At 54.2% G+C, this 23,827-nt stretch carries 21 protein-coding genes; 3 read left to right on the forward strand and 18 right to left on the reverse strand.

The annotated features are described in order from the left end of the window. Positions 1-8: 8 nt before the first annotated feature. Genes DPEP_RS11505 through DPEP_RS11530 form a run of 6 tightly spaced genes read right to left on the reverse strand, consistent with a single transcriptional unit; the run spans position 9 to position 7,569 of the window. Positions 9-1,100, reverse strand: a complete 1,092-nt coding sequence (locus DPEP_RS11505) for a type IV pilus twitching motility protein PilT (protein ID WP_005662240.1) — start codon at positions 1,098-1,100, stop codon at positions 9-11. Positions 1,101-1,111: 11 nt separating this feature from the next. After that, positions 1,112-2,797 (reverse strand): GspE/PulE family protein, encoded by a 1,686-nt coding sequence (locus tag DPEP_RS11510; RefSeq protein ID WP_005662242.1) that lies wholly within the window; start codon positions 2,795-2,797, stop codon positions 1,112-1,114. Positions 2,798-2,825: 28 nt separating this feature from the next. Then, positions 2,826-3,542 carry an endonuclease III domain-containing protein gene (locus DPEP_RS11515; RefSeq protein WP_005662244.1) on the reverse strand — a complete coding sequence of 239 codons (717 nt, stop codon included), beginning with the start codon at positions 3,540-3,542 and terminating at the stop codon, positions 2,826-2,828. Further along, positions 3,539-6,001, reverse strand: a complete 2,463-nt coding sequence (locus DPEP_RS11520) for a Lon protease family protein (RefSeq protein WP_005662246.1) — start codon at positions 5,999-6,001, stop codon at positions 3,539-3,541. Before DPEP_RS11520 ends, DPEP_RS11515 begins: the two co-directional genes overlap by 4 nt. 13 nt (positions 6,002-6,014) lie before the next feature. Further along, a complete protein-coding gene (gene mnmA, locus DPEP_RS11525; protein ID WP_005662249.1) occupies positions 6,015-7,064 on the reverse strand; it encodes a tRNA 2-thiouridine(34) synthase MnmA in 1,050 nt (349 codons plus the stop codon). Next, entirely contained in the window at positions 7,048-7,569 is a 522-nt protein-coding gene (locus DPEP_RS11530) for a cob(I)yrinic acid a,c-diamide adenosyltransferase (protein WP_005662251.1), read from the reverse strand. Before DPEP_RS11530 ends, mnmA begins: the two co-directional genes overlap by 17 nt. Positions 7,570-7,637: 68 nt before the next feature. Between DPEP_RS11530 and hypF the strand changes: the two genes are divergently transcribed. Next, complete coding sequence (gene hypF / locus DPEP_RS11535) at positions 7,638-9,899, forward strand: carbamoyltransferase HypF (protein ID WP_005662252.1); 2,262 nt, start codon at positions 7,638-7,640, stop codon at positions 9,897-9,899. A 68-nt stretch (positions 9,900-9,967) separates the two neighbouring features. Here hypF and DPEP_RS11540 read toward each other — a convergent pair whose 3' ends face one another. The 9 genes from DPEP_RS11540 to tmk form a co-directional block, all read right to left on the reverse strand. Next, the gene (locus DPEP_RS11540; RefSeq protein WP_005662254.1) at positions 9,968-10,165 is read right to left on the reverse strand and encodes a cold shock domain-containing protein; all 198 of its coding nucleotides are present in this window, start codon (positions 10,163-10,165) and stop codon (positions 9,968-9,970) included. Between the two features lie 79 nt (positions 10,166-10,244). Then, positions 10,245-11,258 carry a class II fructose-bisphosphatase gene (glpX, locus tag DPEP_RS11545; RefSeq protein WP_005662256.1) on the reverse strand — a complete coding sequence of 338 codons (1,014 nt, stop codon included), beginning with the start codon at positions 11,256-11,258 and terminating at the stop codon, positions 10,245-10,247. A 17-nt stretch (positions 11,259-11,275) separates the two neighbouring features. Next, positions 11,276-12,577: an adenylosuccinate lyase gene (purB, locus tag DPEP_RS11550; RefSeq protein WP_005662258.1), complete on the reverse strand. Its 1,302-nt coding sequence runs from the start codon at positions 12,575-12,577 to the stop codon at positions 11,276-11,278. Positions 12,578-12,582: 5 nt separating this feature from the next. After that, complete coding sequence (locus tag DPEP_RS11555; RefSeq protein ID WP_198003086.1) at positions 12,583-13,326, reverse strand: hypothetical protein; 744 nt, start codon at positions 13,324-13,326, stop codon at positions 12,583-12,585. Further along, positions 13,323-14,258, reverse strand: coding sequence for a signal recognition particle-docking protein FtsY (gene ftsY, locus DPEP_RS11560; RefSeq protein WP_005662262.1), 936 nt, complete (start codon positions 14,256-14,258; stop codon positions 13,323-13,325). The genes DPEP_RS11555 and ftsY overlap by 4 nt, the downstream gene beginning before the upstream one ends. Continuing rightward, positions 14,258-15,607: a PSP1 domain-containing protein gene (locus DPEP_RS11565; RefSeq protein ID WP_005662264.1), complete on the reverse strand. Its 1,350-nt coding sequence runs from the start codon at positions 15,605-15,607 to the stop codon at positions 14,258-14,260. Before DPEP_RS11565 ends, ftsY begins: the two co-directional genes overlap by 1 nt. Beyond that, positions 15,579-16,343: a DNA polymerase III gamma/tau subunits-like protein gene (locus DPEP_RS12920; protein ID WP_005662266.1), complete on the reverse strand. Its 765-nt coding sequence runs from the start codon at positions 16,341-16,343 to the stop codon at positions 15,579-15,581. The genes DPEP_RS11565 and DPEP_RS12920 overlap by 29 nt, the downstream gene beginning before the upstream one ends. Further along, positions 16,319-16,753 carry a DUF327 family protein gene (locus DPEP_RS11575; protein WP_005662267.1) on the reverse strand — a complete coding sequence of 145 codons (435 nt, stop codon included), beginning with the start codon at positions 16,751-16,753 and terminating at the stop codon, positions 16,319-16,321. Before DPEP_RS11575 ends, DPEP_RS12920 begins: the two co-directional genes overlap by 25 nt. Next, a complete protein-coding gene (tmk, locus tag DPEP_RS11580; protein ID WP_005662269.1) occupies positions 16,741-17,382 on the reverse strand; it encodes a dTMP kinase in 642 nt (213 codons plus the stop codon). Before tmk ends, DPEP_RS11575 begins: the two co-directional genes overlap by 13 nt. Positions 17,383-17,424: 42 nt before the next feature. Here tmk and DPEP_RS11585 point away from each other — a divergent pair, with 42 nt between their 5' ends. After that, positions 17,425-18,819: a zinc-binding metallopeptidase family protein gene (locus DPEP_RS11585; RefSeq protein WP_005662271.1), complete on the forward strand. Its 1,395-nt coding sequence runs from the start codon at positions 17,425-17,427 to the stop codon at positions 18,817-18,819. 58 nt (positions 18,820-18,877) lie between these two features. Here DPEP_RS11585 and DPEP_RS11590 read toward each other — a convergent pair whose 3' ends face one another. Together DPEP_RS11590 and prfB are read right to left on the reverse strand one after the other, a co-directional pair. After that, positions 18,878-20,668: a SpoIVB peptidase S55 domain-containing protein gene (locus DPEP_RS11590; protein WP_083797600.1), complete on the reverse strand. Its 1,791-nt coding sequence runs from the start codon at positions 20,666-20,668 to the stop codon at positions 18,878-18,880. Continuing rightward, a protein-coding gene (gene prfB, locus DPEP_RS11595; protein ID WP_198003087.1) for a peptide chain release factor 2 occupies positions 20,653-21,748 on the reverse strand; the annotation gives its coding sequence in 2 pieces (ribosomal slippage) (positions 20,653-21,675 and positions 21,677-21,748; 1,095 coding nt in all). The genes DPEP_RS11590 and prfB overlap by 16 nt, the downstream gene beginning before the upstream one ends. Before the next feature lie 151 nt (positions 21,749-21,899). On the opposite strand from prfB, the gene selD reads away from it, so the two are divergent. Beyond that, positions 21,900-22,937 (forward strand): selenide, water dikinase SelD, encoded by a 1,038-nt coding sequence (gene selD, locus DPEP_RS11600; protein ID WP_083797602.1) that lies wholly within the window; start codon positions 21,900-21,902, stop codon positions 22,935-22,937. A 34-nt stretch (positions 22,938-22,971) separates the two neighbouring features. Here the strand turns inward: selD and DPEP_RS12925 are convergent, their stop codons facing one another. Beyond that, entirely contained in the window at positions 22,972-23,826 is an 855-nt protein-coding gene (locus DPEP_RS12925; RefSeq protein WP_005662283.1) for a hypothetical protein, read from the reverse strand. Position 23,827 lies beyond the last annotated feature (1 nt).

Below are 23,827 nucleotides of genomic sequence, written 5' to 3' on the forward strand. Positions count from 1 at the left end.
CACCTGCCTTATCCAAGATCGTCGGCCTCGAATACGAGGCGCTCAAAATCCTTGCGGTCGTAGGCGTAGGTTCCGGCCTGCTCGAAGGTCAACATGCCCTTTAACACCAACCGAGACAGATCCTGCTCCATGGAATGCATTCCCACCTCCGAGCCGGTCTGCATTATGGTCTTGATCTGCCCCGTCTTTCCCTCTCTGATGCAGTTTCTCACCGCCGGGTTGACCCTGAGCAGTTCGGTGGCCACCACTCGACCGCCCCCCGGCATGGGTATAAGCTGCTGAGAACAGATCCCTATCAGGGAGGAAGCAAGCTGAAGCCTTATCTGCTGCTGTTGATGAGGAGGGAAAACATCTATGATTCTGTCGATGGACTGAGAGGCATCCCTGGTATGGAGGGTGGCGAAGACAAGATGGCCCGTCTCGGCTGCCGTTATGGCCGCCCCTATGGTCTCGAGATCCCGCATCTCCCCTATGAGGATGACGTCGGGGTCCTGTCTGAGGGCTCTTTTGAGAGCCTCGGCAAAAGACCCTGTGTCGGAACCGACCTCTCTTTGGTGGACGACGGAGTTTTCCGACCTGTACAGATATTCTACAGGATCCTCTATGGTTATGATATGCTCCTTTCGGGTCAAGTTTATGTGCTGGATGCAAGCCGCCAGTGTGGTGCTTTTCCCGTGTCCAGTGGGCCCTGTGACCAACATCAATCCTCTTTTTTGCTCACATAGCGACACGAGAGCTTGAGGCAACAGGAGTTGATCCAATGTCCTTATGTCCGTAGGGATAAGCCTGAGAGCCATAGCGGGATTGCCCAGCTCGTAGAAACAGTTACCCCTGAATCGGGCCTCTATATCTCCACGTCGGAAGGAAAATCCGAAGTCTATCTCTTTTTTTTCCAGAAAACTCTCTCGTTGCTTCTCGGAAAGAATGTCAGTCAATACCGTCTCCATATCTCCGTCGTCTATTACACCTACATTGGAGATTCTTACCAGACATCCGTCTATTCTCATGATAGGGCTGTTTCCCACACTGAGATGTAAATCGCTGGACCTCTTCTTTACAACCTCTCCCAGCAGGTTATGGACCCTCACGGACAAAGACATGACTAATCCTCCTAGATGGTGACGTTCATGATCTCTTCCATGCTGGTAACGCCATCCAACATCTTGGAGATACCGGCCCTACGAAGGGTTCTCATGCCGTTATCCACCACGTAGGCCCTTATGGCCGAAGCGGTCTCCTTCTCTATGATCATGTCCTTAATCGAATCGTCCAGTTCCATTATCTCGAACAGAGATGTCCTGCCGGAATATCCGGTACCTCGACAGGCGTCACATCCCTGAGGGCGGTAGATCTCCGATCCTTGCGGGATGCCGAGCTCTGAGCAGAGCACGTCCGGAACGACATATTTTTCCTTGCAGTGCTCGCAAAGACGCCGGACCAGTCTTTGAGCTATTACCGCCGTCAGAGATGAAGCCACCAGAAAAGGGGGAACCCCCATATCCTCCAGACGAATGGGAGCACTTGTGGCATCGTTGGTGTGCAAGGTAGACAGAACCAGATGGCCCGTCAAGGCAGCCCTTATGGCTAGGTTCGCCGTCTCTCCGTCCCTTATCTCTCCGACCATTATCTTGTCCGGGTCCTGCCTCAGGATGGCCCTTAGGACGGAGCTGAAGGTTCGCCCTGCCTTCTCGCTGACCTGGACCTGGCTTATGCCGTTTATGGAGTATTCCACAGGGTCTTCGACAGTCACTATGTTTACGTCCGGGTTGTTTATCCTCTCCAAAAAGGAGTACAGGGTGGTGGACTTCCCGCTTCCGGTGGGGCCGGTCACCAAGATTATCCCGTAGGGGACCTTGAGAAGCCGGTCCAGCCTGTCTCGATCCTCCTGGTCGAAACCGAGTTTTTCCAGGCCAACCATGGCGTTGCTCTGGTCCAGTACCCTTATGACCGTTTTCTCCCCGTAGATAGTGGGCAAGGTGGAGACTCGGAGATCCACCTTTCTGTCCAGCACCCTTATCAATATCCTTCCATCCTGAGGTTTTCTCTTCTCCGATATATCGATATTGCTCATTATCTTTATCCTGGAGGTCACCGCCGGATGAAGTCCTCTGGAGAAGTCCAGGGCATTGAAAAGCTGTCCGTCGACGCGGAAACGAACCTGGGTGCTCTTTTCCATCGGCTCTATATGTATATCCGAGGCTCCCTCTCTTACGCCCTGTTCCAGTATGTTGTTGACGATTTTTATGACAGGGGCGTCGTCGGCCGCCGCACCGCTCTTTATCGACAGTCCGAGGTCCAGCTCGCCGCCTTCGCTAGAGGTATCCACAACCTCGATTTCGGCGTCGTCCAGTGTTTCCTGTATCGAGTATATCCTGTTCAGATCCCTCAATATCTGGGAGACAGGACAGAGCCCGAAGGATATCTCCTTGCCTGATATCATCCTGAGCTCGTCGGCCGCCACCAGGTCCAAGGGGTCGGCTGTGGCAATCATGAGTTTTCCGTCGTCGGTTATCGTAAGAGGAATGACACGAAGCCTCTCCGCTGCGTTCTGAGGTATCAGCCGAAGGGCCTCCGGCATAGGACGATATCTAGAGGTGGACACCATCGGAAGGTGGAGCTGCTTCGACAGGGCCTCCACCAGCTGAAATTCCGACAATCTGCCGTTTTTCAGGAGGATCTCTCCCAACCTCATGCCGGTCTGCTTCTGCTCCTCCAGAGCGGACTCGAGCTGTTTTTCCGTGAGGACGTTGGACTTTATCAGGAGATCCCCGAGCTTGACGTTTTTAAACGATTCCAACCCATTCACTCCTTTTCGAGAAAGGACGTCATTTCGTTTCCGAGGACGGACAGAGGTCAATCAGAGGACACCTCTGACAAATCGGTTTTCTCGCTTTACATATGGATTTACCGTGACTGATGATGTTGAGGTGAGCCCCTTTCTTTCGCTCATCCGGGACTATTTTCTCCATGTATTCCTGTATCCTCACCGGGGTGGCCGAGCGAGGAACCCACTCCATACGGCGGCAGAACCTGGCAACGTGGGTATCCACGGGGAAGGCGGGGATGTCCATATCGAAGACCAGGACGCAGGCAGCGGTCTTAGGCCCGACGCCTGGAAGCCCTTCAAGAAAGGCCCTTACACCGTCATGATCCCGATATTTCAGCCCCGTAAGACCGTATTCGCCAAGCTCGTCATGGATTATCTTCAACACGTCCAACATCCGTCCGGCCTTGACGTTGGCGATCCCTGCGACCCTTATGGCGTCGGCCAACTCGTCGGGGGTGACCGACGCGACGTCTTCCCAAAGGGGGTACAGGGTCTTCAATTTATCGAAGGCTCTGTCTCTGTTGTTATCGTTCGTGTTCTGAGACAGAATAGTCAACATCAGACCATCCAGGGGATCGTCGAAGGCGGAGACCATGGGGTTCTTTTCCTGACCCCACAGTTCCTCCAGCACATCAAGAACCGATAGAAGATTCCTTTCTAAAGGAGAGGTCGAACTAAATTTCCCGTCCTTCGCCTCGGATAGAAGGCGACTCACCGAAGCTGCTCCTCCACCTTGTTCTTCTTGGTCTTTCCAGTTTTGTCCGCCGTTCCGGACATTTCCTTGTGTATCCTGGCGGCGTCTTTCATCCACTTTTTGAGTTTGGCCTTGACCTTGCCGTGTATGGAGTTTTTGGGATAATTACCCCTCTTGTTGGGCTTTCCTGCCGGTATTCCCGTAAGAATCTCTATCCCCTCGTCCACCGAGTGCACCTTCCAGACGTGGAACAGGCCTTCCTCTATGGCCTCTACGACCTCCTCGTTCAACATGAGGTGCCGTTCGTTCTGATGGGGTATTATCACTCCCTGAGAGCCGGTGAGCCCTCTCTCCTTGCAATAGGCGAAGAATCCCTCTACTTTCTCGTTTACCCCTCCGATTGGCTGGATGTTGCCGAACTGGTCGACCGACCCGGTGACGGCTATGGACTGATCTATGGGGACCTCAGCCAAAGAGGATAAAAGACTGTAGAGCTCGGTGGAAGAGGCGCTATCTCCCTCTATTCCTCCGTAATTCTGCTCGAAGGATATACTGGCCGACAGGGTCAAGGGCATATCCTGGGCGTATTTCATGCCAAGGTAGCTGTTCAGAGTGAGGTGCCCCTTGTTGTGAATGGGACCAGCCATGGCGGTCTCTCTCTCGATGTTGACCACACCCTCCTTGCCCATGTATGTATTGGCGGTTATCCTGGCGGGATGTCCGAAAGCGTAGTCGCCCAAGTCTATGACGGCCAGTCCGTTTATCTGTCCGACGGCCTCCCCTTCGGTGTCTATCCTTATGACCCCGTCCACGAAGGCACGACGAATTCTCTCCTCCACCAAACTGGCTCGATAGCGAGTCTCCTCTATCGCCTTTCTTACGTGGCCCCTGGAGACCAGCTCCGCCTTGTCCAGCTTGGCCCATGTTATGGCCTCCACTATGACCTCTATTATCCGGTTGAACTGTATGGATAGGCGGTCTTTATCCCCGGACAGGCGAGCCGACCAATCTATGACCTGTGCGACCGCCTCGGCGGTGAAATGAGGCCCCTTCTCCCTTTTGACGACCGTGGTGATGAATTGAGCCATCTGGTGCTCGGAGCAAGAGGTCCTCTCCATGTCGGAGGTGAACTCCGCCCGGAGTTTGAACATCTTGCGGAACTCGGGGTCGTAGTACTGAAGCAGATGGTACAGATAGTGGGTGCCTACCAAAACGACCTTGACCGATATGTCCACTCCCTCCGGGCGAAGGGACGACATGGGAACGGCGCCGTACTGCTCGCCCAGGTTCTCTATGTGGAGGGTGCCTGTCCTCAAAACCCTCTTGATCCCCTCGTAGGACATGAAGTTTCTCAAAAGCAAGTCCACATCCAAAACGAGAAATCCTCCGTTGGCCTTCAGTATGGCTCCGGCCACTATTTTGTTGAAGTCGGTGTAGAGGTATCCCTGGCGGCTTTCGTACTCGACTTTCCCCATGAGGTTATAGTAGGTCGGATTGGTCTCCCATATGACGGGAGCCCCGTCTTCCGGGTCGTTGGACACTATGGGGTTTACCTGGTAGACGCTGAAATCGACCTCGGTATTGTCGTCCCTGGCCGATGCCACGAACACACCGAAGTTATCTATGACACTGGAGGTATAGGCGTCTATCCAACCAAGGACTTTTTCGTTAACGCCGAAACGCTCTCTGACGTCGTCTATAGCGGGCTGTATAGCGTTTCTGCATATCTCCGACTCCAGCTCGCTTATCTTCTTCTTGAGGTCTTTCTCCTTGTCTCTGATATCCCTGAGAACTCCAAGGGTCTTCTGGGATATCTCCTCCGATTCCTTCTGGAGCTCCTTTTGTCTGTCCTCGCTAAGGGCCTCAAACTCCTCAGGCTGTATTTCTCTCCTAATGGAGTTGCCCTCTTCGTCCACGTCGTCGGTCAGGGGGATGTTCACGAAGCCCTGAGGGGTTCTCTTGACGGAGAAGCCTCTTTCCCAAGCCCAGGCCTTGACCTCCTCCATCTTCTCGTTTACCTCTTCCTGGAAGGCCTTGACCTCCTGAGCCTTGGTGTCTTCGTAATGCCCCTTTTCGAAGGCTTTGTTTATGACACTCTTCAGCTCGTCTATAAGGTTTTCGAAAGCGGTCTCCATCGCCTTCCCCTGTCCGGCGGGAAGAAACAAGGCCACGGGCTCTCCGGGATTGTCGAAATTATAGGCATATACCAGATCGTCCGGTACATCCATCTCCTTCGCCTTTTTTCTGAGGCTGTCCAGGGCATAGGTCGTCCTGCCACTGCCGGAGTTACCGACTACGAAGATGTTGTATCCCTTGCTGTTGACAGAGAGACCGAACTCCATGGAACGGACCGCCCTCTCCTGACCTATGAAACCGGTAAGGCAATCGACCTCCTCGGTCGAAGAACAGTCCAGCGAGGAGGGGTCGGTAGTCCTTCTGACCGCCTCGGGATCTAGACGCAACAATTCCTTTAAAGACATAAAAACTCCTCCTTTATCGGCTATATAGCCTATCTATTACTCCACCACCCAGAAGACAGGGACCATCGTAAAGAACCAAGGATTGACCCAGAGCAACACCTCTCGCCGATTTTTCCAACAGGACCTCCGCAGAGCCCTGATTTAACCTAGAGACAACAGCCGGGATAGGTGCGGATCGATAACGATGCTGAGCCAGGTAAACCGACCCTTCATTTACTTTATGTTGCCATTTTAGCATAGAGAATCCTATTCTGACAACGGAGGTATCCGTCTCTCTTCCCAGTATCAGGGCGTTTTCGGATCTGTCCTTCCTCACGACGAACCATGGACCTCCTCCGAGCCCCAGCCCTTTTCTCTGTCCCTCGGTATAACGACACAATCCTCTGTGACGGCCCAGCACGTCTCCGTCGAGCGAGATCATCGGCCCCGGGCCAGCCTCCTCTCTCAAATTCTCGTCCAGGAAGGAGTCCAGCGATCCTGGAATGAAACAGATGTCCTGGCTGTCACCGGATTTTAACTCTTCGTCGTCGAACTCGCGGAAGACCAGATCCCTGACCTCCGGTTTGGACAAGTTCTCGAGAGGAAAGATCAGACGATCGAGCCACTCTGAAGGAAGTCGATAGAGCATATAGCTCTGATCCTTCCCCCCTATCTCGGCCCTGCTTATGGCCGAACCGCCGCGATAGGGGGTTGTCCCGGCGTAATGTCCCGTTCCGACCGTGTGGATTCCTCTCCGATCGGCTTCTTCGAAGAGAAGCCTGAACTTGACCCTCTCGTTGCAGAGCACACAGGGATTGGGAGTGATACTCCTCTCATAGGCCTCCAGAAAGGGCTCCACCACGGAGGATCGAAAAGCTTTCCTACCGTCTATCTCCACCACCGGTATTCCCAGCGAGTTCAGCCCCTTCAACCTGGCCTCGTCCAGCCGATCCTCCTTTTCCTTGAGGATCAGCCGGACACCAATAGGTTCGTATCCGGACCTTCTGAGCAACAGAGCGGCGGCGCAGCTGTCGACGCCGCCGCTGACACCCAAAAGGACCCGGCGATCAGTGGTCGATGCCATTTCTGGACAAAACTCCTCTGTCGTAGGGATGACGACGAGAGACTATCTCAGACAGGTAGTCTCCTCTCTTCAGTATAGCCTCCGAGGGATACCGACCGGTGACCACCAATTCCACCGATTCCGGACGGTTGTCGATAAGTTCCAGCAGGTCGTCCTCCTTCAGAAGACCGTAATCCAAGGCAACCGAGACCTCGTCCAGTATGACCAGATCTCGAACTTCCTTGTAGACGAACCGTCTGGCGGCCTCCATTCCTCTGGCGGCCTCTCTTAGATCCTCGTCGGTCTCCTCTCCCTTGTAGACGTAATCGGGGCGGCCGGTCTGAACCAGTTCCAGGCCATTTAGCTTCTTCAACAGTGCGACCTCCGAGTAGGGGTACCCCTTCATGAACTGCACCATCCCGACGGAAAAGCCAGCACCCAAGGCCCTTATAGCCAATCCCATAGCAGCTGTGGTCTTCCCCTTTCCTGTACCGTAGTATACGTGCATCAATCCTCTGTCTCTCATGGCTGAATCTCCTTCCACACCACTGTTTCACAGAAAGTAGTAAAATGCCACTGAACGGAGGGATCAAGTTGACGGAAAAAGAAATTCTCGTCACCGGCGTCGTTCAGGGCGTCGGTTTTCGTCCTTTTTGCGCGAAGTTGGCCTCTTCTCTGGGCCTCGGAGGCTCGGTGATAAACAGCTCCGACGGAGTGGTTATCGTCCTCAGAGGAACGGAGAGGTCCATAGACAACTATATCAAAAATCTTAAAGACACCAAGCCCGATCCGGCGGACATCCATTCCATAACGATAATCTCCGAGAGAAAGACGGATGGAGACCTTCCCGGAGCTTTCGTCATAGGGAAAAGCCGGAGAACCGAGAGACAGAGGGTTTTGATCCCTCCCGACATAGGCACCTGCGACAGATGTCTAGCAGAGATGAGGGATCCATCGGACAGGAGATACCGTTACCCCTTCATAAACTGCACCGACTGCGGGCCACGGTTCTCCATAGTGTCCGGACTCCCCTACGACAGGCCCAAGACTACCATGTCGATATTCCCCATGTGCGACAGATGCAATGGCGAGTACACCGATCAGGAAAACAGAAGATATCATGCTCAGCCCAACGCCTGCGCCGACTGTGGCCCCTCAGTATGGTTTCAAACCGAACTGGGAGAACCCTATCTCAGGGAAGACGGAATCGGTCGATGCAGGGAATACCTGAAAGCTGGAAAGGTAGTAGCGATAAAGGGTCTCGGCGGTTTCCATCTGGCCTGCGACCCCTTCGAGGACACCCCGGTATCGACCCTCAGGCATAGAAAGGGGCGCCCAGACAAGCCTCTTGCGATAATGGCGGAGAGCCTGGAGTCTGCCAGAGAGATAGCCCTGATATCGGAGGAAGAAGCCAGGCTCCTGAAATCATCCAGGCGCCCTATAGTTCTGTGCGAGAAAAAAACCGGCTCCGTGGCGGAATCGGTGGCTCCGGGCCAAAACAGCGTCGGGATAATGCTACCCTACACACCGCTTCACCATCTGATACTGGAGGGGATGAGGGCTCTCGTGATGACCAGCGCGAACCCCACCGATTCACCTCTCATCTCGGATAACGAGGAGGCACTATCCCGACTCGCCCACGTGGCCGACGGGTTTCTGATGCATAACAGGGATATATGCATGAAGGTGGACGACTCCCTCGTCGCCCTTTCGGGAGACAGAACCGTGATGCTCAGAAGGGGCAGAGGCTATGTTCCCAACCCGATCGACCTATCCATTTCGATGCCTCACATACTAGCAGCAGGAGCGGAGATGAAGAGCACCTTCTCCCTCACCCAGGAGGGGTTGATATTCCCGAGTCAATACCTCGGAGACGCCAAACAGATGGATACCCTGGGATACTATCGCCAGACCCTGGACCATTTCACCGAGCTCTACAACATACGCCCCAAGGCGTTGGCATACGACGCCCATCCTCTGTATCTATCGACTCAGACCGCCTTGAAGGCGCTGGGCGAGGTGGAGAGATCCATGGCGGTCCAGCATCATCACGCCCATCTGGCCGCCTGTCTAGCGGAATACGACATAAACGAGCCGACGATAGGTGTCATCATGGACGGAACGGGATATGGATCGGACGGCACGATCTGGGGAGGGGAATTTCTACTAGGAGACTGGTCCGGTTACAGAAGATTGGGCCATTTTAAGACGGCCGGGCTTCCGGGAGGAGACCGTTCTGTGTTGGAGCCCTGGCGCTACTCCCTGTCTTTACTGACAGAGGCCCTAGGGGAAGAAGAGGCCATAAAGGAAGCCAGTCGTATATGGCAGGAAAGATCCGAGAAAGCAAAGATCATCGTGAAGACCATGAACTCCTCTCCCTTAACGTCCTCCTGCGGCAGGCTTTTTGACGGGGTATCGGCGATTCTAGGCGGTAGAGACAGAGTAAGCTACGACGGACAGGCCGCCATGGAGCTAGAGGCCCGGTCCTCCTATACAGACGAGATTCCTGTCGATATGGGCATATGGAACGACGAAGACGGGATAATCCTGGACTGGCGTCCATTCATAAGGTGGCTCGTTGAGGAGAAACCCACCTTAGATCAGGGCGGATCTGCATTCCACGCTTCTTTGGCCAAGTCAATATCGGAGATATGCACGAATATAGCGAAGGATACCGGCGTAAAGAAAGTCGCCCTGTCCGGCGGGGTATGGCAAAATCGGATGCTCTTGAGACAGACCGTGGTCAGACTTGAGGGCCGAGGATTTTCCGTACTGACCCACCGAAGGCTTTCACCTAACGACGAGTCCGTATCGGTAGGACAGGCGGCGATAGCTGGATGGCGATGGCGGATTTGAGAACTAAAAAACGGAGGGCGGCCCAAGGCGCCGTCCTCCGTTGTGGTTTTCAGGGCTGTAAAGACCCGTTACGCTCTGGTAACGTTCGACGCCTGGGGGCCCTTCTCACCGTTGGTGATCTCAAACTCGACCACATCATTCTCTTCAAGGGTTTTGTACCCATCCATCTGAATCGCGCTGAAGTGGACGAACACATCGTTCCCCTCTTCGGTGGTGATAAAACCGTACCCCTTGGTGCCGTTGAACCATTTGACTGTGCCTTTCATTACTTGTGCCTCCTAAAATGGGTGTACACCTGCGACGAACGTTGCAAGTTCCTCAGGAGCGACTACTATTCGTCGTCCCCTACCTACAACCTTTATAATCGATACCGCTGATAGCGTCAAGTTTTTTAGGACGATGAATTGCCTCTACGTATCTTACCGTTCCGCTCTTGGACCTCATGACGAGAGAGCTGGTCTTGATCCTCTCGCTTTCGTAACGGACGCCGGTCAAGAAATCCCCGTCGGTGATGCCGGTAGCGGAGAAAAAGACGTCGTCGCTGGAGACTAGGTCGTCCAGGGTTAGGACCTTGGAGAAATCCAGACCCTGACCTATGGCACAGTTTTTCTCGTCCTCCGTTCGAGTCCAAAGCTTACCCTGCATGCCTCCACCAAGTGCCTTAACGGCACAGGCTGTTATGACCGCCTCGGGAGTTCCTCCGATGCCCATCAGCATATCGGCCCCACGTTCGCTCTTGCAGGTCAGGAGAGCTCCCCCGATATCTCCATCGGGAATGAGTTTTATCCTCGCGCCAGCCTCTCTTATCTCCGCGATGAGATCCGTGTGTCTAGGGCGATCCAAGACTACTACTGTCACGTCGCATACGTTTTTTTTCTTGGCTTTCGCCACCCTATTTATGTTCTCCGCCACAGGGGCCTCTATGTCCACCATATCCTTGGCTTCAGGACCGACCACCAGTTTATCCATGTAGAAGACACACTTGGGATCGAACATCGTACCTCTGGGGGCTACAGCCACCACGCTGATGGCGCCGCTCAATCCCAATGCGGTGAGCCTTGTGCCGTCTATAGGATCGACGGCAATGTCCACCTGAGGGCCGTCACCGGTACCAAGTTTCTCTCCATTGAACAGCATGGGAGCCTCGTCCTTTTCCCCCTCACCGATAACCACTATCCCGTCCATGTGGATTGTGTTAAGCATATACCTCATGGCGTTGACGGCGGCACCGTCGGCAGAGTTTTTATCTCCCCGTCCCATCCAGCGCCCCGCCGCCATTGAGGCGGCTTCGGTACCACGGCAGAACTCAAGAGCCATGTTGCGGTCAGGGGTTTTATCGCAGCGAGAATCGACAACCATATGTAAGACCTCCCGAATTATCCCCTATTGGGGAATCTATCGAACACCGAATCTACGTGACGGAAATAATATTCCTCGGAGAAAAGCTCCTCCAGTTCCTCTCTTTCGAGAGCTCCGTTGATCCTCTCGTCTTCCCAGAGAAGATCGATGAAGGCACCCTCTCCGTCCCAGCACCTCATGGCGTTGGACTGGACCACCGAGTAAGCGTCCTCCCGGCTCAGACCGAAACGCTCGACCAACTGCAGCAACACCCTCTGACTGAAGACGAGCCCCTTGGTCAGGTCGAGGTTGCGCCTCATGTTATCGGCCTTCACCGTGAGCCCTACGACGACCCTTTGAAGAAGTTTTTCCATGTAGTGGACAAGATGGAACGAGTCGGGCCAGGCGATGCGCTCCACCGAAGAATGGCTTATGTCCCTCTCGTGCCACAGAGCCACGTTCTCGAGGGCGGCAAGATGATAGGATCTTAGGAGTCGGGACATACCGGTTATCCTCTCGCAGAGTATGGGGTTCTTTTTGTGAGGCATGGCGGAGGAGCCTTTCTGTTTGCTGCCGAAGGGCTCCAGCACCTCCAGCACCTCGGTCCTCTGAAGATGACGTATCTCGGTGGAGATTCTCTCCATAGCGCAGCCCAAACTCGACAGGGCGTAGGATACCTGAGCATGCCTGTCTCTCTGGACTACCTGGGTCGACACAGGATCGGCCTTCAGATCGAGGGAAGCGCAGACCTTCTCCTCGAACTCAGGGGAACTATGGGCAAAGGTTCCCACCGCTCCGGAAAGCTTCCCGTAGCCGATGTTATCCCTGGCGGAGAGAAGCCTTTCTCTATCCCTCGTAAGCTCCGAATACCAGTTCAAGACCTTGAGGCCAAAGGTCGTAGGCTCGGCATGGATCCCGTGGGACCTTCCTACACAGGGGGTATGTCGATGCCCGTCGGCCAGTTTCCACACGGCATCGCAAAGAGAGTCCAGCTGCTTCAAAACTACGTCCAAGGCCTGTCTAAGTCTCAGTGCGCTGGCGGTATCGAGCACATCACTGCTGGTTAGCCCCAGATGTATGTACCTTCCGCTAGGCCCTACCTGTGAGGCCATATCCGTCACAAAGGCTATGACGTCGTGATGGACCTCCGCCTCTATAGCGGCGATCCTGTCCACGTCGAAATCGCTTTTCGTCTCGATTTCCTTCAGTGCGTCTTTCGGAATGACTCCCAGATCGCACCAGGCCTTACAGACCGCCAGCTCCACCTCCATCCAGCTTCTGTACTGGTTTTCTAAAGACCATATTCCGCGCATCTCCTCAGTCTCATAACGACCGATCATAACAGTTATTCATCTCCCGTCGACGGGGAACCGGCGGTTCCTCCGTCCTTTATCTCCAGATATCCTAACAGATCGTTTTCCCACCGACAGGGCAACAGTTCGTTATCGGCCCCCGCTTGGCTCATTCGATCCCTTCTGACCAAATCCTTGCCCTCACGACGAAGCCTATCCGCCAGAGCTCGACCTACGGCGGCCCACCATCCGATATCCTCCGCCATGGAGACCTCGCCGCTGACGTCCTCGACCAGATAGTAAGGCCCCTCTATTTCGGAAAGGTATACTCGCTTCTTTCCCTTGGACAGAAGAGCCTCCCCCTTTTCTCCGAGAGATTTTATCTCTTTCGCGGTGAGGGACAGCCGACCGAAGAGGGCCGCCGCCTTTTCGTTCAGCTCGGTACCACCGTCTATCTTCACTATTGGTAGTGGAACGGACCACCAGGAAGGTGTGACAGGGGCATCCGGAGATTCCCGATCGAAACCCTCTATTCTACCGCCCTTATCGTCAAGGAAAAGAACCTTTTCTCCCTGGGGTATGTCCTCGAATGAAGAGAATCGTTTACCCTTCAATACCTCTTCTACAGGCGAGTCACCCAGCCCCATACCCATGAAGGAGATGAGACGTTCCTTGTGGAGGACGACCTTTTTTTTCTTTTTCTCTATGACGACCCAGTCTATCCTCAAGCTGTAAAGTTTTCTGAGAAGCTCGTCCACCGGGACGCCGTAGCTATATTCGATAGACACCTCCATCATTCCTCTCCGGATCTATCGGAGGATCTGAGAAGGGCGTCGACGAACTCGGACGGGACGAAAGGAGCCAGGTCCTCTATCGCCTCGCCAAGACCGACATATCTGATGGGAAGCTTAAGCTTGTCCGCTATGGCCAAGACGATTCCGCCCTTGGCGGTGTTGTCGTATTTTGCCAGTACCACTCCGGTAAGAGGGGTTACCTCGTTGAACACCTCGGCCTGACGAAAAGCGTTTTGTCCCATGACGGCGTCCAACACCAAGAGGGACTCGATTCTTTCTGCCGGGACCTCCTTAGTTATGACCCGATAGACCTTCCTTAGCTCCTCCATGAGGTTGTGTTTCGCCTGCAGCCTTCCGGCGGTATCGACTATGACCACATCGGCACCGGACGCTTTGGCGGCGTTTATGGCGTCGTATGCCACGGCTCCGGCGTCGCTGCCCTGATGCTGGGAGATCACCCTTATGCCTATACGCTCACCCCAGACGTGAAGCTGCTCCGAGGCAGCCGCCCTGAAGGTGTCCGCAGCTGCGAGCACCACTTTATTACCCTGAGACACCAACTGCTGAGCCAGTTTCCCCGTGGTGGTAGTCTTGCCGCTGCCGTTAACCCCTACCATGACCACGATTGAGAGTCCCGATCCGGGAGAAAGAGGCTTTCCCATCATAGGGACCGATTCCAGACGGGAGGAAAGTATCTCCTTGAAACGAATCAGAAGAGCTTCCGGTTCTCTGATCCCCTCTCGACGAGAGGTCTCTTTCAGTTCCTCGGCCAACTCTTCGGAGAGCTCTACACCTACGTCTCCGGCGATAAGACGATCCGTAAGCTCCTCCCAGAACTCGTCGTCCAGCTTGCCGGAAAAGAGGGAGGCTACTCCCTCGCTCCATTTCTCCCTGACGTTGGCCAACTTGGAAGCAATACCCTTGAAAAAAGCCATCAGTCCGCGGTACCTCCCTTGGAGACGTCGTTGCCGTCCTTTTTGACGTTTTTATCAGTCTTTTTATTGTTGCCGGGTTTCTTTCTTCTCCTGCGACGCTTGGGCTTGGAGTCTCCCTTCTCCGGAGGACTCTGTTCCTTTCCTCCGCTCTTGGCTTTGGGAGTTCCCTGTTTGACCTTATCCTTAGGGGGCTTTTGACCTTGAGACTGGTCGGTCGTCTTTTCACCGGATGTGGTCGCAGGCTTTTTTTTCTTTCTCCTTCTTCTCCTGCTGGAGCTTTTGGGCTTATCCGAGGAACTGTCTTTCCCTGGCGCCCCTTTCCTCGACGATTTCTCTGATGAACCGGAGCGCTCTTCCTTTTTAGAAGGCTCGTCCTTGTCCTCCCGAACAGGCCTGGTGGTGGAGGTAGGCATAGCAAATACCGGTTCGATCGGAGGTCTCTCTTCCTCCTGGTCCGAAACCGCCACGAAGGGCTGCCAGTCCTCTCCTACCATCACCGCTTCCTTGAAATCGGCAAAACGTTCCACCGATACGGGAACGTGGGCTCCATCGGGGGTCCTCACGAGGGCATTTTCTCCGTCTATGTCGACTCCTACCAGTATAAAGGTGCCTCTGGGACTCCGTATTTTGCTGCCAGGATTCGGAAGTTTCTTCCAAAGCTCCCTGTAGACGTGATGTTCGTAGCTCATACAGCACATAAGCCTTCCGCAAAGCCCGGATATCTTGGTGGGATTCAACGCGAGGTTTTGTTCTTTGACCATTTTGATACCGATGGGAAGGAAGCTGTGAAGCCAGTAGCTACAGCAACAGGGATTGCCACAGGGAGCTATACCCCTCACTACCTTGGCCTCGTCTCTAACCCCTATCTGTCGAAGCTCTATCCTGGTTCTAAATTCCCTAGCTAGATCTCGGACGTAGGCCCTGAAGTCTATCCGCTGCTCAGCGGTGAAGTAGAAGAAAAGTTTTTTCCTGTCCAGAAGATACTCCACATCGACTATCTTCATGGCCAGACCGTGCTCCCCCAGAACCTGTCTTGCCTTGAAAAGAACGTCTTCCTCATCTCTACGGTTTTCCTGATCGGCGACGATATCGTCCTCCGACGCCTGTGCCACAAAGGTCACGGTCTGGAGTCCCGGCTCTCCTCCCTGGGCTCCGTCCTTGGGGCTGTTCTCGTTAGCCTTTCTGTAAAGCTCCGTCTGCTCTTCCGAAATCGGACCTCCTACTGTGGCGGTCTCGACACCTCTCATAGTCTCTATCACCACCGGCTCCCCAGGTACCAAGACAGGGGAGTCGACTTCCATTATGCCCAGATATCTAGGCTTACCGAATATCGTCAAATATACGCTCAAAAGGATACTCCTCCTCGATAGATAAAAAAGCCAAATCTCCTATCATGGCCGTGGACAGATGGGTCTGTTCCGCCATGAATATCAACTGATCGACGGCGGATGCCGTTTTAAACCTGCCCTCTTCGACCAGTTTTCTCGACATACCCTCTAATTCCAGGAGCAGGTCTCCCCTGTCAATACGGGTCGATTTGCCCAGCCACGCGATCCATTGGCCCTTTCCGGACGGCAAAGACACCGATTTAAGCAGGTCTTCCGAGGAAAAACGAAGGGTCCAGACCCGGCTCCTCAAGGTGGGTATCATACGGTCCTCTCTCAACAAGAAAAACAGGTGCCCCGATTCAGGGGGTTCTTCCGTTATCTTCAAAAGGCTGTTGGCGGAGTTGAGCGACATTCTGTCGGCGTCGGGAACCACCGCTATCCTCCTGGAGGCTACGACGGGACGAAGTGACAGCTCCTCCGACATTCTACGACATTGATCCACCGAAGGAGCTCCTTCCTCGGAGGCTACGATGAGATCAGGGTGTCCGTCCTCGGACCACGCGAGACAGGACGGACAGCTCCCGCATCCGATCAGATCGTCGCAGAGCCACAGTTCCGCGGCCTTTCTCAAAAGTGATGTATGCAACGATTGAGGAGCTACCATAGCCAGAGCAGACGGCAGCATCCTCCTATTCAAGGCGGATTCCATTTCTCCCCAGGCAGCGCTGCCCTCTAGAAAAGAAGAGAGATCAGACATCCCTTTATATCCTCCATAAGTCTGAGAACCCTGGTACGGCTGTTCTCCCTGAAAAGAACCTGTTCCAGCTCCTCCAGCCATGCGTCGGTCTGCTCGACTACCAGGAAGCCTCTCTTGTCCCCTCTACGCCACTTCAGATCCCTTCTTAGTCTCACGCCCTTAAGGGCCCTGTCTAAAAGCTGCCTCACCAGTTCCCTATACCTGGACATTATAGCCGTGGATGGAACGCTGGACAGCTTCGTACCTACGTCCTCGAGCTCCTTGAAAAGTGCCTCTAGTTCCATGATCTGGACAGTCTGATCGAAAGAGCTGCCTCTTCCTCCTGAGGAGGAGACTGCCCTGCCGTCGCCCTTCAGGGGAACTTCCACTCCACCGGAACGCTCTCCTGAAATTCTATTTATAGCTGCCAAGGAATCAACCCCTCCAGGGACTCCATCAAGCGGGAGAACACGACGTTCTCCTCTCCTTCTCCGTCTATCCTGATAATTCTATCCTCGTAGCTCTCCCTCAGAGACTGAAAACCGGACCGGACTCTATCGAGAAAATCGGAGTCCTCCTCCATACGATCGAGACTCCCTCTCGAGCTTATTCTACCCAGCGAGCAGGAAAGTGGCACGTCTATCCAGAAGGTCACGTCGGGAACGGGAAAATCGCTCCAGTTGAAAAGCCCCTCCACGAAGGTCGGATCCAACCCTCTACCGAAGCACTGATAGGCAAGGGTAGAGTCGGTATATCTATCGCATATGACTATGTCGCCCCTGTCCAGAGCGGGAATCACTACCTGCAGAAGATGCTCGCATCTGTCCGCCATGAACAGGAAAAGCTCCGTGTGTTCGTGACGAAGATCCCCGCCGAGGAGTATACGTCTGATCTCCCCCCCATGGGACCAGTCTCCAGGCTCCTTGGTGAGAACCACGGAACGTCCCCTTTCCTCCAGGTGATCTCTCAACAACATAGCCTGGGTAGATTTTCCACAGCCATCTATACCTTCCAGGGAAATGAATAAACCCGAACGATGCGCTAAAGACAATTGTCGCATATAATACCCTCGTTTCTCATAAAAAAGAAAAGGAGGATCATCATGACCGACAAAAAAACGAGAAAAGGCCGCACCAATAGCTGGACGCGATACGGCAAGGTCGACATGACAGAATCCCTAAGATTTCTTATGGACACCGCAACCGCTAATAAGACCGAGAGAGAGTGGGTACGGTGGCTCCAATCGGATCTCGAAAGAAAAGGATCCAAGGAAGTAAGAGAGACTTCCTCTCTAAAACCGTGCGATACGGTTCACATGAACTGGAAAGGACGGGCCCTTCTCGCCGCTAAGGTGGGCAAAAAAGGTCTATCTTCGGGAGTCACGGTAATAGCATCCCACATAGATTCACCCAGGGTCGACATAAAAAGTCGCCCTCTTTACGAGGAAGGCAACTTGGCCCTTCTCGACTGCCATTATTACGGAGGTTTGAAAAAATATCAATGGACCAACGTCCCTCTGGCGTTACACGGAGAGATCCATAAAGGGGACGGGGCCTCCGAACACATCGTCATAGGAGAGGATGCGTCCGAACCGGTCCTGATGATACCGGACCTGGAACCCCACGTGGACAGAGACATGGCCAAGAGGAAGGCATCGGAGACGGTCGTGGGCGAGGACCTCGACGCCATAGTCGGTCATCGCCCGATAGAGAACGACGAGACAGAGAACCCGATAAAAGAAGCTGTACTGTCTCTCCTAAAAGATCGGTTCGCCATGGAAGAGCAGGACTTTTTGTCCGCCGATCTCGCCCTCGTACCGGCGGGACCGGCTAGACTCGCGGGATTGGACGAGTCGATGGTTTCGGCCTACGGGTTGGACGACAGGATCTGCACCTCCATGTCCTACAAAGCCTTCTGCGACATGGAGACTCCTGATAAAACGGCTATCTTCGTGGCTGTCGACAGGGAGGAAATAGGCAGCGAAAGCATAGGTGGAATCCAGGGGACCTTTTTGGATCTATTCCTCCTGGAGCTCCTTCGATCTGCGGAGAACAGATCGGATATCCTCTCCCTAAGGAGACTCTACTCGGAAAGCTGTGCCATAAGCGCAGACGTAACGTCCGGCATGAACCCCCTCTACAAGAAAAACTACGTCAGAGACCAGCAGGCTCTCTTAGGAAACGGCGTGGGGGTGGTCAAGTTCACCGGAAGCGGCGGAAAATACGACGGCAACGAGGCACGAGGCGAATTCGTCGCTGCGGTGATAGCCTGTCTGGATAGAGCGGAGATCCCATGGCAGACGGGCAGCTTCGGAACGGTGGATAAAGCCGGAGGAGGAACCATCGGAAAATATCTGGCAAGGACTGGGATGGACACGTTGGATATGGGACCGACGCTCCTATCGATGCACGCCCCCATGGAGATAGCCAGCGTTGCCGACGTAGAGGCGCTATATCGGTCCTACATAGCGCTGTGGAGCGATCTAGGACACTTCTAATAGACTCCAAGCAGAGAGAGGATGGCGAAAGATCGTTTCGGCCATCCTCTCTTTTCGCTTATTCCTTTTCCTTAGAGGTCCCTTCACCTTCCTTGCCTTCAGGAACCACAACAAAGCTTTTCTGAAGGCTTCCGTCGACGTAATAATCCGAGCGATAGACCCTCATAGATCCCTCTTTTATCTTACGCCGTCTTATCTCGCCGGGAAACTCCAGAGACCGGGGAGAACGGAAGTCCTCGGGCATCTCGGACCCCATGTCCTGATAGATCAACTCTATCACGACCTCGTTATTCCTTTCCCTGTCGTCCAACTCGCCTAAAAGCTCGGGAAGACTGGATATAGAACGATCCATATCCCCCATTTCCCCACCGTCTGGCTCTCCCAAACCGCCTCCCCGAACGGCTATCCTGCAGGGACCGATGGCTTTTTCCGGAACTATAAGGGAAAACTCCCTTGTCCTGGATTTACCTCTGTAGGGCCTGAGATCGACCGATACAATGACAGTATCTCCCGGGCTATAGGTATCGCCGTCCAGTCTTATGGAGTCGACATATAGGATACGGGGATCTCTGGTAACGTCCACAGCGAAATGGACCCCTAGAGGAAGAAGTTCCCTGAAGGGATTCAAGGCCACGGTGGATACCAACCCCTCGACCTCCTTGGACATGGTCTCCACTATATCTGACGGAGAGAAGAGATAATTTGTGTAGGTCCAGCCTCTCGGGAGACCTCCTCCCTCGAAGGTGACTGTCAACTTGGCGGTCCCCGCTCCTTTTCTGCCCCAAAGATCGTCGGTCAACCCCATGAACACCGCAGGAACGGCCCTGGAGACCAAAAAAGGCTCAGGGACCGCCCTGAAACGGCGTATCTCCCTCTTTCCCTGATCTCTGTCGTGAAAACGGAGGGAAAGGTCCAGGGCCGGGGCGAAAGTTCCCATTCGTCCTCCTATAGCCTGAGGTCTATCTTGGGTCACAGTCCCAACTATGGGGCCGAATGATCCGATCTTGAAGGGAGCTTCAACGCTTGGTATAACGTGATGTATCCAGGCCTTGGTGACCGGATAGGACACCGCACCGTTGGAGATAAACGGATGGGCGAAGGCCAGGAAACGACCGTCCTCGGCCAGAGCGGAAAGGGTTCCGGTGGCACCTAGGGTGACATCCCCCCATACCAGAAGCACCCCTATGGCGCTTCCGGGAACCAAGGAAGACCCGTATTCCACGGCATCGGCTCCCCTCCAGGAAGATCCCGCCAAAACCACAGGCATATCCAGGGACTCGGAAAGCCTCTGGCGAGATCTTCCTCCTATCCCTGACAGGGAGAGGACCATCCTTTCCGCCTTGGGCTCCATATCCGACGAAACCTTGCCTGTTTCGGTTAGATAGTCTACGAAGGGGACGAACTTTCTTTTCATGTCCTTCCAGGAGAAGATCTGGCACATGTCATCTATAGGGGTAACCAGACCCAACCTGTGATCGCTGAAGTTCCATCCGTAACCTATAGCGCCTATCAGCTTTTTACCGACAAAGACAGGGCTCCCGCTCATGCCGGCGGCTATCCCACCGGTGGCCTCGATTATCGGCCCCTCGGCCCGTATAAGGATGAGGTTCGACGGAGTTCCGTTTTGGGGAATCACGCTTATCACGGTTACTGGGAAGGTCTTTACGGAGGTCCCGGAGACAACGGTGTAGGCCTTTCCTTTGAGACCGGGGACCACGTCTTCGACGTCCATGACAGGCACATTCGGAGAAAATGTAACGCTTGCCATGGAAGGAGAGGCTATCCACAGAGCAACTAGGGCCAGAGATAGAGACATACATATGAAGAAGCGGTTCATCTCTTTCTCCATCTGAGGTAGGACAGGATGAACCGCTCCAGGTCCCCGTCCAGGACCGCCGCGGCGTTCCCCGTCTCCTCGCCTGTCCTGTGATCCTTGACCATGGTATAGGGATGGAGCACATAGGACCTTATCTGATTTCCCCAGGATATCTCCTTCTTGTCGTGGAGACTGTCCAGGGTATCCTGTCGTTCCGACATGGATCTTTCGTATAGCTTTCCCCTCAGCACCTGCATCGCCACCGCTTTGTTCATATGCTGGGATCGCTCGTTTTGACAGGATACGACTATACCGGTCGGGATATGGGTTATGCGAACCGCCGAATCGGTCATGTTGACATGCTGCCCCCCTGCTCCACTCGCCCGAAAGGTATCTATGCGCAGATCCTCGGTCCTGATATCCACCTCGACATCGTCCGGGAGCTCGGGAGCCACGTCTACCGAGGCAAAGCTGGTGTGTCTTCTTTTAGCGGTATCGAAAGGTGATATGCGAACCAGACGATGAACCCCGACCTCCGACTGGAGATACCCGTAGGCGAAATCGCCCTCGACCAACAAAGTCACCGTTTTGATGCCACCTTCCTCGTCCCTCTGATAGTCTAGAATCTTGGTTTTATAGTGGTTGGACTCGCACCAACGGAGGTACATCCTGTATAGCATCTCCGCCCAATCCTGAGAATCCAGTCCCCCGGACCCGGCATGGACGGTCATTATCGCGTTGTTGCCATCGTAGTCCCCGTTCAGGAGAAGCTCCATGCTGAAGGCATCCATCGACTTGGAAAGACTCTCGGACCTAGAGAAAAACTCCGCTTCCAACTCCTGGTCGTCCTCCTCGTCCAGAAGCTCCGCCAGGACGACCAGATCCTGATACTCGGAGCTCATTCTGTCCCAGGAGGAAATCCTGCTCTCCAGCCTGGCCAGATCGGTGGATATTCGCTGGGCATCGTCTCTTCCCCAGAAATCGGGCAAAGCCATTATCTCGTGAAGTCTGCCGGTCTCACCTCTCAAAGAAGGCAGGTCAAAGACTTTCCTGCAGGTCCGACAGCAGAGCCTGAAGTTCCTCCAATACAGCGGATGTGGATATATTATTCACTTTCCGTCCTCCATTTCTCACTTATAAAATCGGTAAGGTCATCATTATAACATCTCTTAAGGTACGGCATAGGGCACGGCGGAGGACACAAATCACTTCTTTTCATGTATAATCACCATGAAGATAAGCGATAAAAAAAGGAGGTGTCTCCATGCCTCGACTGACCGAGATGTCAAGGACGAGCGGCTGAGCCGCAAAAATAGGTCCGGCGGACCTAGACGAGGTACTGAAGGCCTTTCCGGTCCCCGAAGACGACCGTCTTATAACGACCTGGGACTGCGGAGAGGACGCTGCTCTTTGGGAGATAGACGAGAATAGGGTCGGTATACTCACTCTGGATTTCATAACCCCCGTGGTGGACGACCCTAAAGCCTGGGGAGAGATAGCGGCGGCCAACGCCATAAGCGACGTGTTCGCCATGGGGGGCAGACCTTTCGTGGCTCTCAACATCGTCGCTTTCCCCATAAACTGCCTCCCTCTGGATACCCTAAAGGGTGTAATGGAAGGAGGTTACTCGAAGGTAATCGACTCTGGTGCCTTCCTCATGGGAGGACACAGCGTAGAGGACGAAGAGCCCAAGTACGGGCTCTGTGTTTTCGGTGAAGTGGAAAAAGACGCTCTCTGGAAGACGACCGGAGCCGACCCGGGGGACCTGCTCATACTGACCAAGCCTCTCGGAAGCGGCATAATAGCCACCGCGGTAAAGGCAGATATGGTGGACGACCCTGTTTGGGCCGAAGACGCGACGAAATGGATGAGCAAATTGAACGATCTGCCGCTGAAGATGGCCCGATCGATGAGAAAAGCCATCAAGAGCTGCACCGACGTCACCGGTTTCGGGCTGGCCGGTCACTGCCTCGATATGCTTTCGACCAAAAAGGTGAACCTGGAACTGAAATCTGAAAAACTGCCTCTGATGGACGGCGCCTTAGAGCTGGCCTCTATGGGACTTCTACCCGCTGGGGCCTACACCAACAGGTCTCTTTACGAGGGAAGGGTGGAGGGACTGGATTCGATGGGCGAAAGAGCCGACTTCCTCTTCGATCCTCAGACCAGTGGAGGGCTTCTCCTGACCGTATCTCCCGATAAAAGCGAGGAGCTTATGGAGCTGGCAATCGAGAACGGTTTTGAGAAGACCGCGGTAATAGGACGTTTCAAAGATGGAGACGGAAGGATACAGATAGTTTAAACCGAGAGCTTCCCGGACCGGGTCCGGGAAGCTCTTATTTTTCCTTGGATCTAAGGACGTTCCACAGGGCCAGATAACGATCGTTCAAGACCCCGACCGGATCGGACTTCACCGTCAATGGATCCATCCATACGAACCCAGGGACCTCCCGAGCGACCTCTATCAAGGTCGGATCGGACAGATGGTCGACCAATACCCCGTCGTATCCTTCCTTCCATGATGTCAAGATCTTGACCAGGTCTTTCTTTTCGCTTTCTTTTTTTGCCGGAAGGGCTCCGGCAAGCTGAGACATCATGTCCTCCGTAGGGGTCTCCACCACGCATCCGGCCGCCACGAAAAGCAAGTCCGAAGATCCGGAGAGACTGAGGATCCTGGCACCTTTCAAAAGTTTTCTACCCATCGATACCGTGCTGTCCAGTCTGCTCTGAAACTCTGCCAAACGGCGCTGGTAGTAACTGTAGCCGTCGGGGTCGAGGTCGGCAATGGCCACCAGAACCCTCTGTCCCACAAAAGGCAGAGAGGCAGGATCGGAGAAGATCTCTTCTATGGAACGATCGACTGGAAAATCGCTGTAGAGGACGGCTAATCCGGCGGACTCCAGGGATAACCCATATTTCTTACCGTCCGACCTGTCCAGACACAGGGCCCTCTTAGGCATATCGTCCACATTTATCCTGTACCGGATAAAATTTCCGTCGTCCCAACCGGAAAGAGGCACTACGGAAAGGTTTACCCCTCCCAAAAAGGACGCCATGGAGGCCAGACAGGGATCGGTGACGGCAAGTCTCCAAGGAGAAGCTGAAAAGGCCGGACTTTCGGCTAAAAAAAAGACGGCTAAGGCGAGAGCGAAACCCCTTGCCCTCGACCCGATGGTCGTCTTAGAGATCATG

This window comes from Dethiosulfovibrio peptidovorans DSM 11002 (assembly GCF_000172975.1).
Classification (GTDB): Bacteria; Synergistota; Synergistia; order Synergistales; family Dethiosulfovibrionaceae; genus Dethiosulfovibrio; species Dethiosulfovibrio peptidovorans.

Excerpts from the sequence above, each read along its gene's own strand:
- DPEP_RS11505 (WP_005662240.1), bottom strand. The coding sequence starts at position 1,100 with ATGTCTTTGTCCGTGAGGGTCCATAACCTGCTGGGAGAGGTTGTAAAG.
- DPEP_RS11520 (WP_005662246.1), bottom strand. The coding sequence starts at position 6,001 with ATGTCTTTAAAGGAATTGTTGCGTCTAGATCCCGAGGCGGTCAGAAGG.
- mnmA (WP_005662249.1), bottom strand. The coding sequence starts at position 7,064 with ATGGCATCGACCACTGATCGCCGGGTCCTTTTGGGTGTCAGCGGCGGC.
- DPEP_RS11530 (WP_005662251.1), bottom strand. The coding sequence starts at position 7,569 with ATGAGAGACAGAGGATTGATGCACGTATACTACGGTACAGGAAAGGGG.
- DPEP_RS11540 (WP_005662254.1), bottom strand. The coding sequence starts at position 10,165 with ATGAAAGGCACAGTCAAATGGTTCAACGGCACCAAGGGGTACGGTTTT.
- glpX (WP_005662256.1), bottom strand. The coding sequence starts at position 11,258 with ATGGTTGTCGATTCTCGCTGCGATAAAACCCCTGACCGCAACATGGCT.
- purB (WP_005662258.1), bottom strand. The coding sequence starts at position 12,577 with ATGATCGGTCGTTATGAGACTGAGGAGATGCGCGGAATATGGTCTTTA.
- DPEP_RS11555 (WP_198003086.1), bottom strand. The coding sequence starts at position 13,326 with ATGATGGAGGTGTCTATCGAATATAGCTACGGCGTCCCGGTGGACGAG.
- ftsY (WP_005662262.1), bottom strand. The coding sequence starts at position 14,258 with ATGGCTTTTTTCAAGGGTATTGCTTCCAAGTTGGCCAACGTCAGGGAG.
- DPEP_RS12920 (WP_005662266.1), bottom strand. The coding sequence starts at position 16,343 with ATGTCTGATCTCTCTTCTTTTCTAGAGGGCAGCGCTGCCTGGGGAGAA.
- tmk (WP_005662269.1), bottom strand. The coding sequence starts at position 17,382 with ATGCGACAATTGTCTTTAGCGCATCGTTCGGGTTTATTCATTTCCCTG.
- DPEP_RS11585 (WP_005662271.1), top strand. The coding sequence starts at position 17,425 with ATGACCGACAAAAAAACGAGAAAAGGCCGCACCAATAGCTGGACGCGA.
- DPEP_RS11590 (WP_083797600.1), bottom strand. The coding sequence starts at position 20,668 with ATGGAGAAAGAGATGAACCGCTTCTTCATATGTATGTCTCTATCTCTG.
- DPEP_RS12925 (WP_005662283.1), bottom strand. The coding sequence starts at position 23,826 with ATGATCTCTAAGACGACCATCGGGTCGAGGGCAAGGGGTTTCGCTCTC.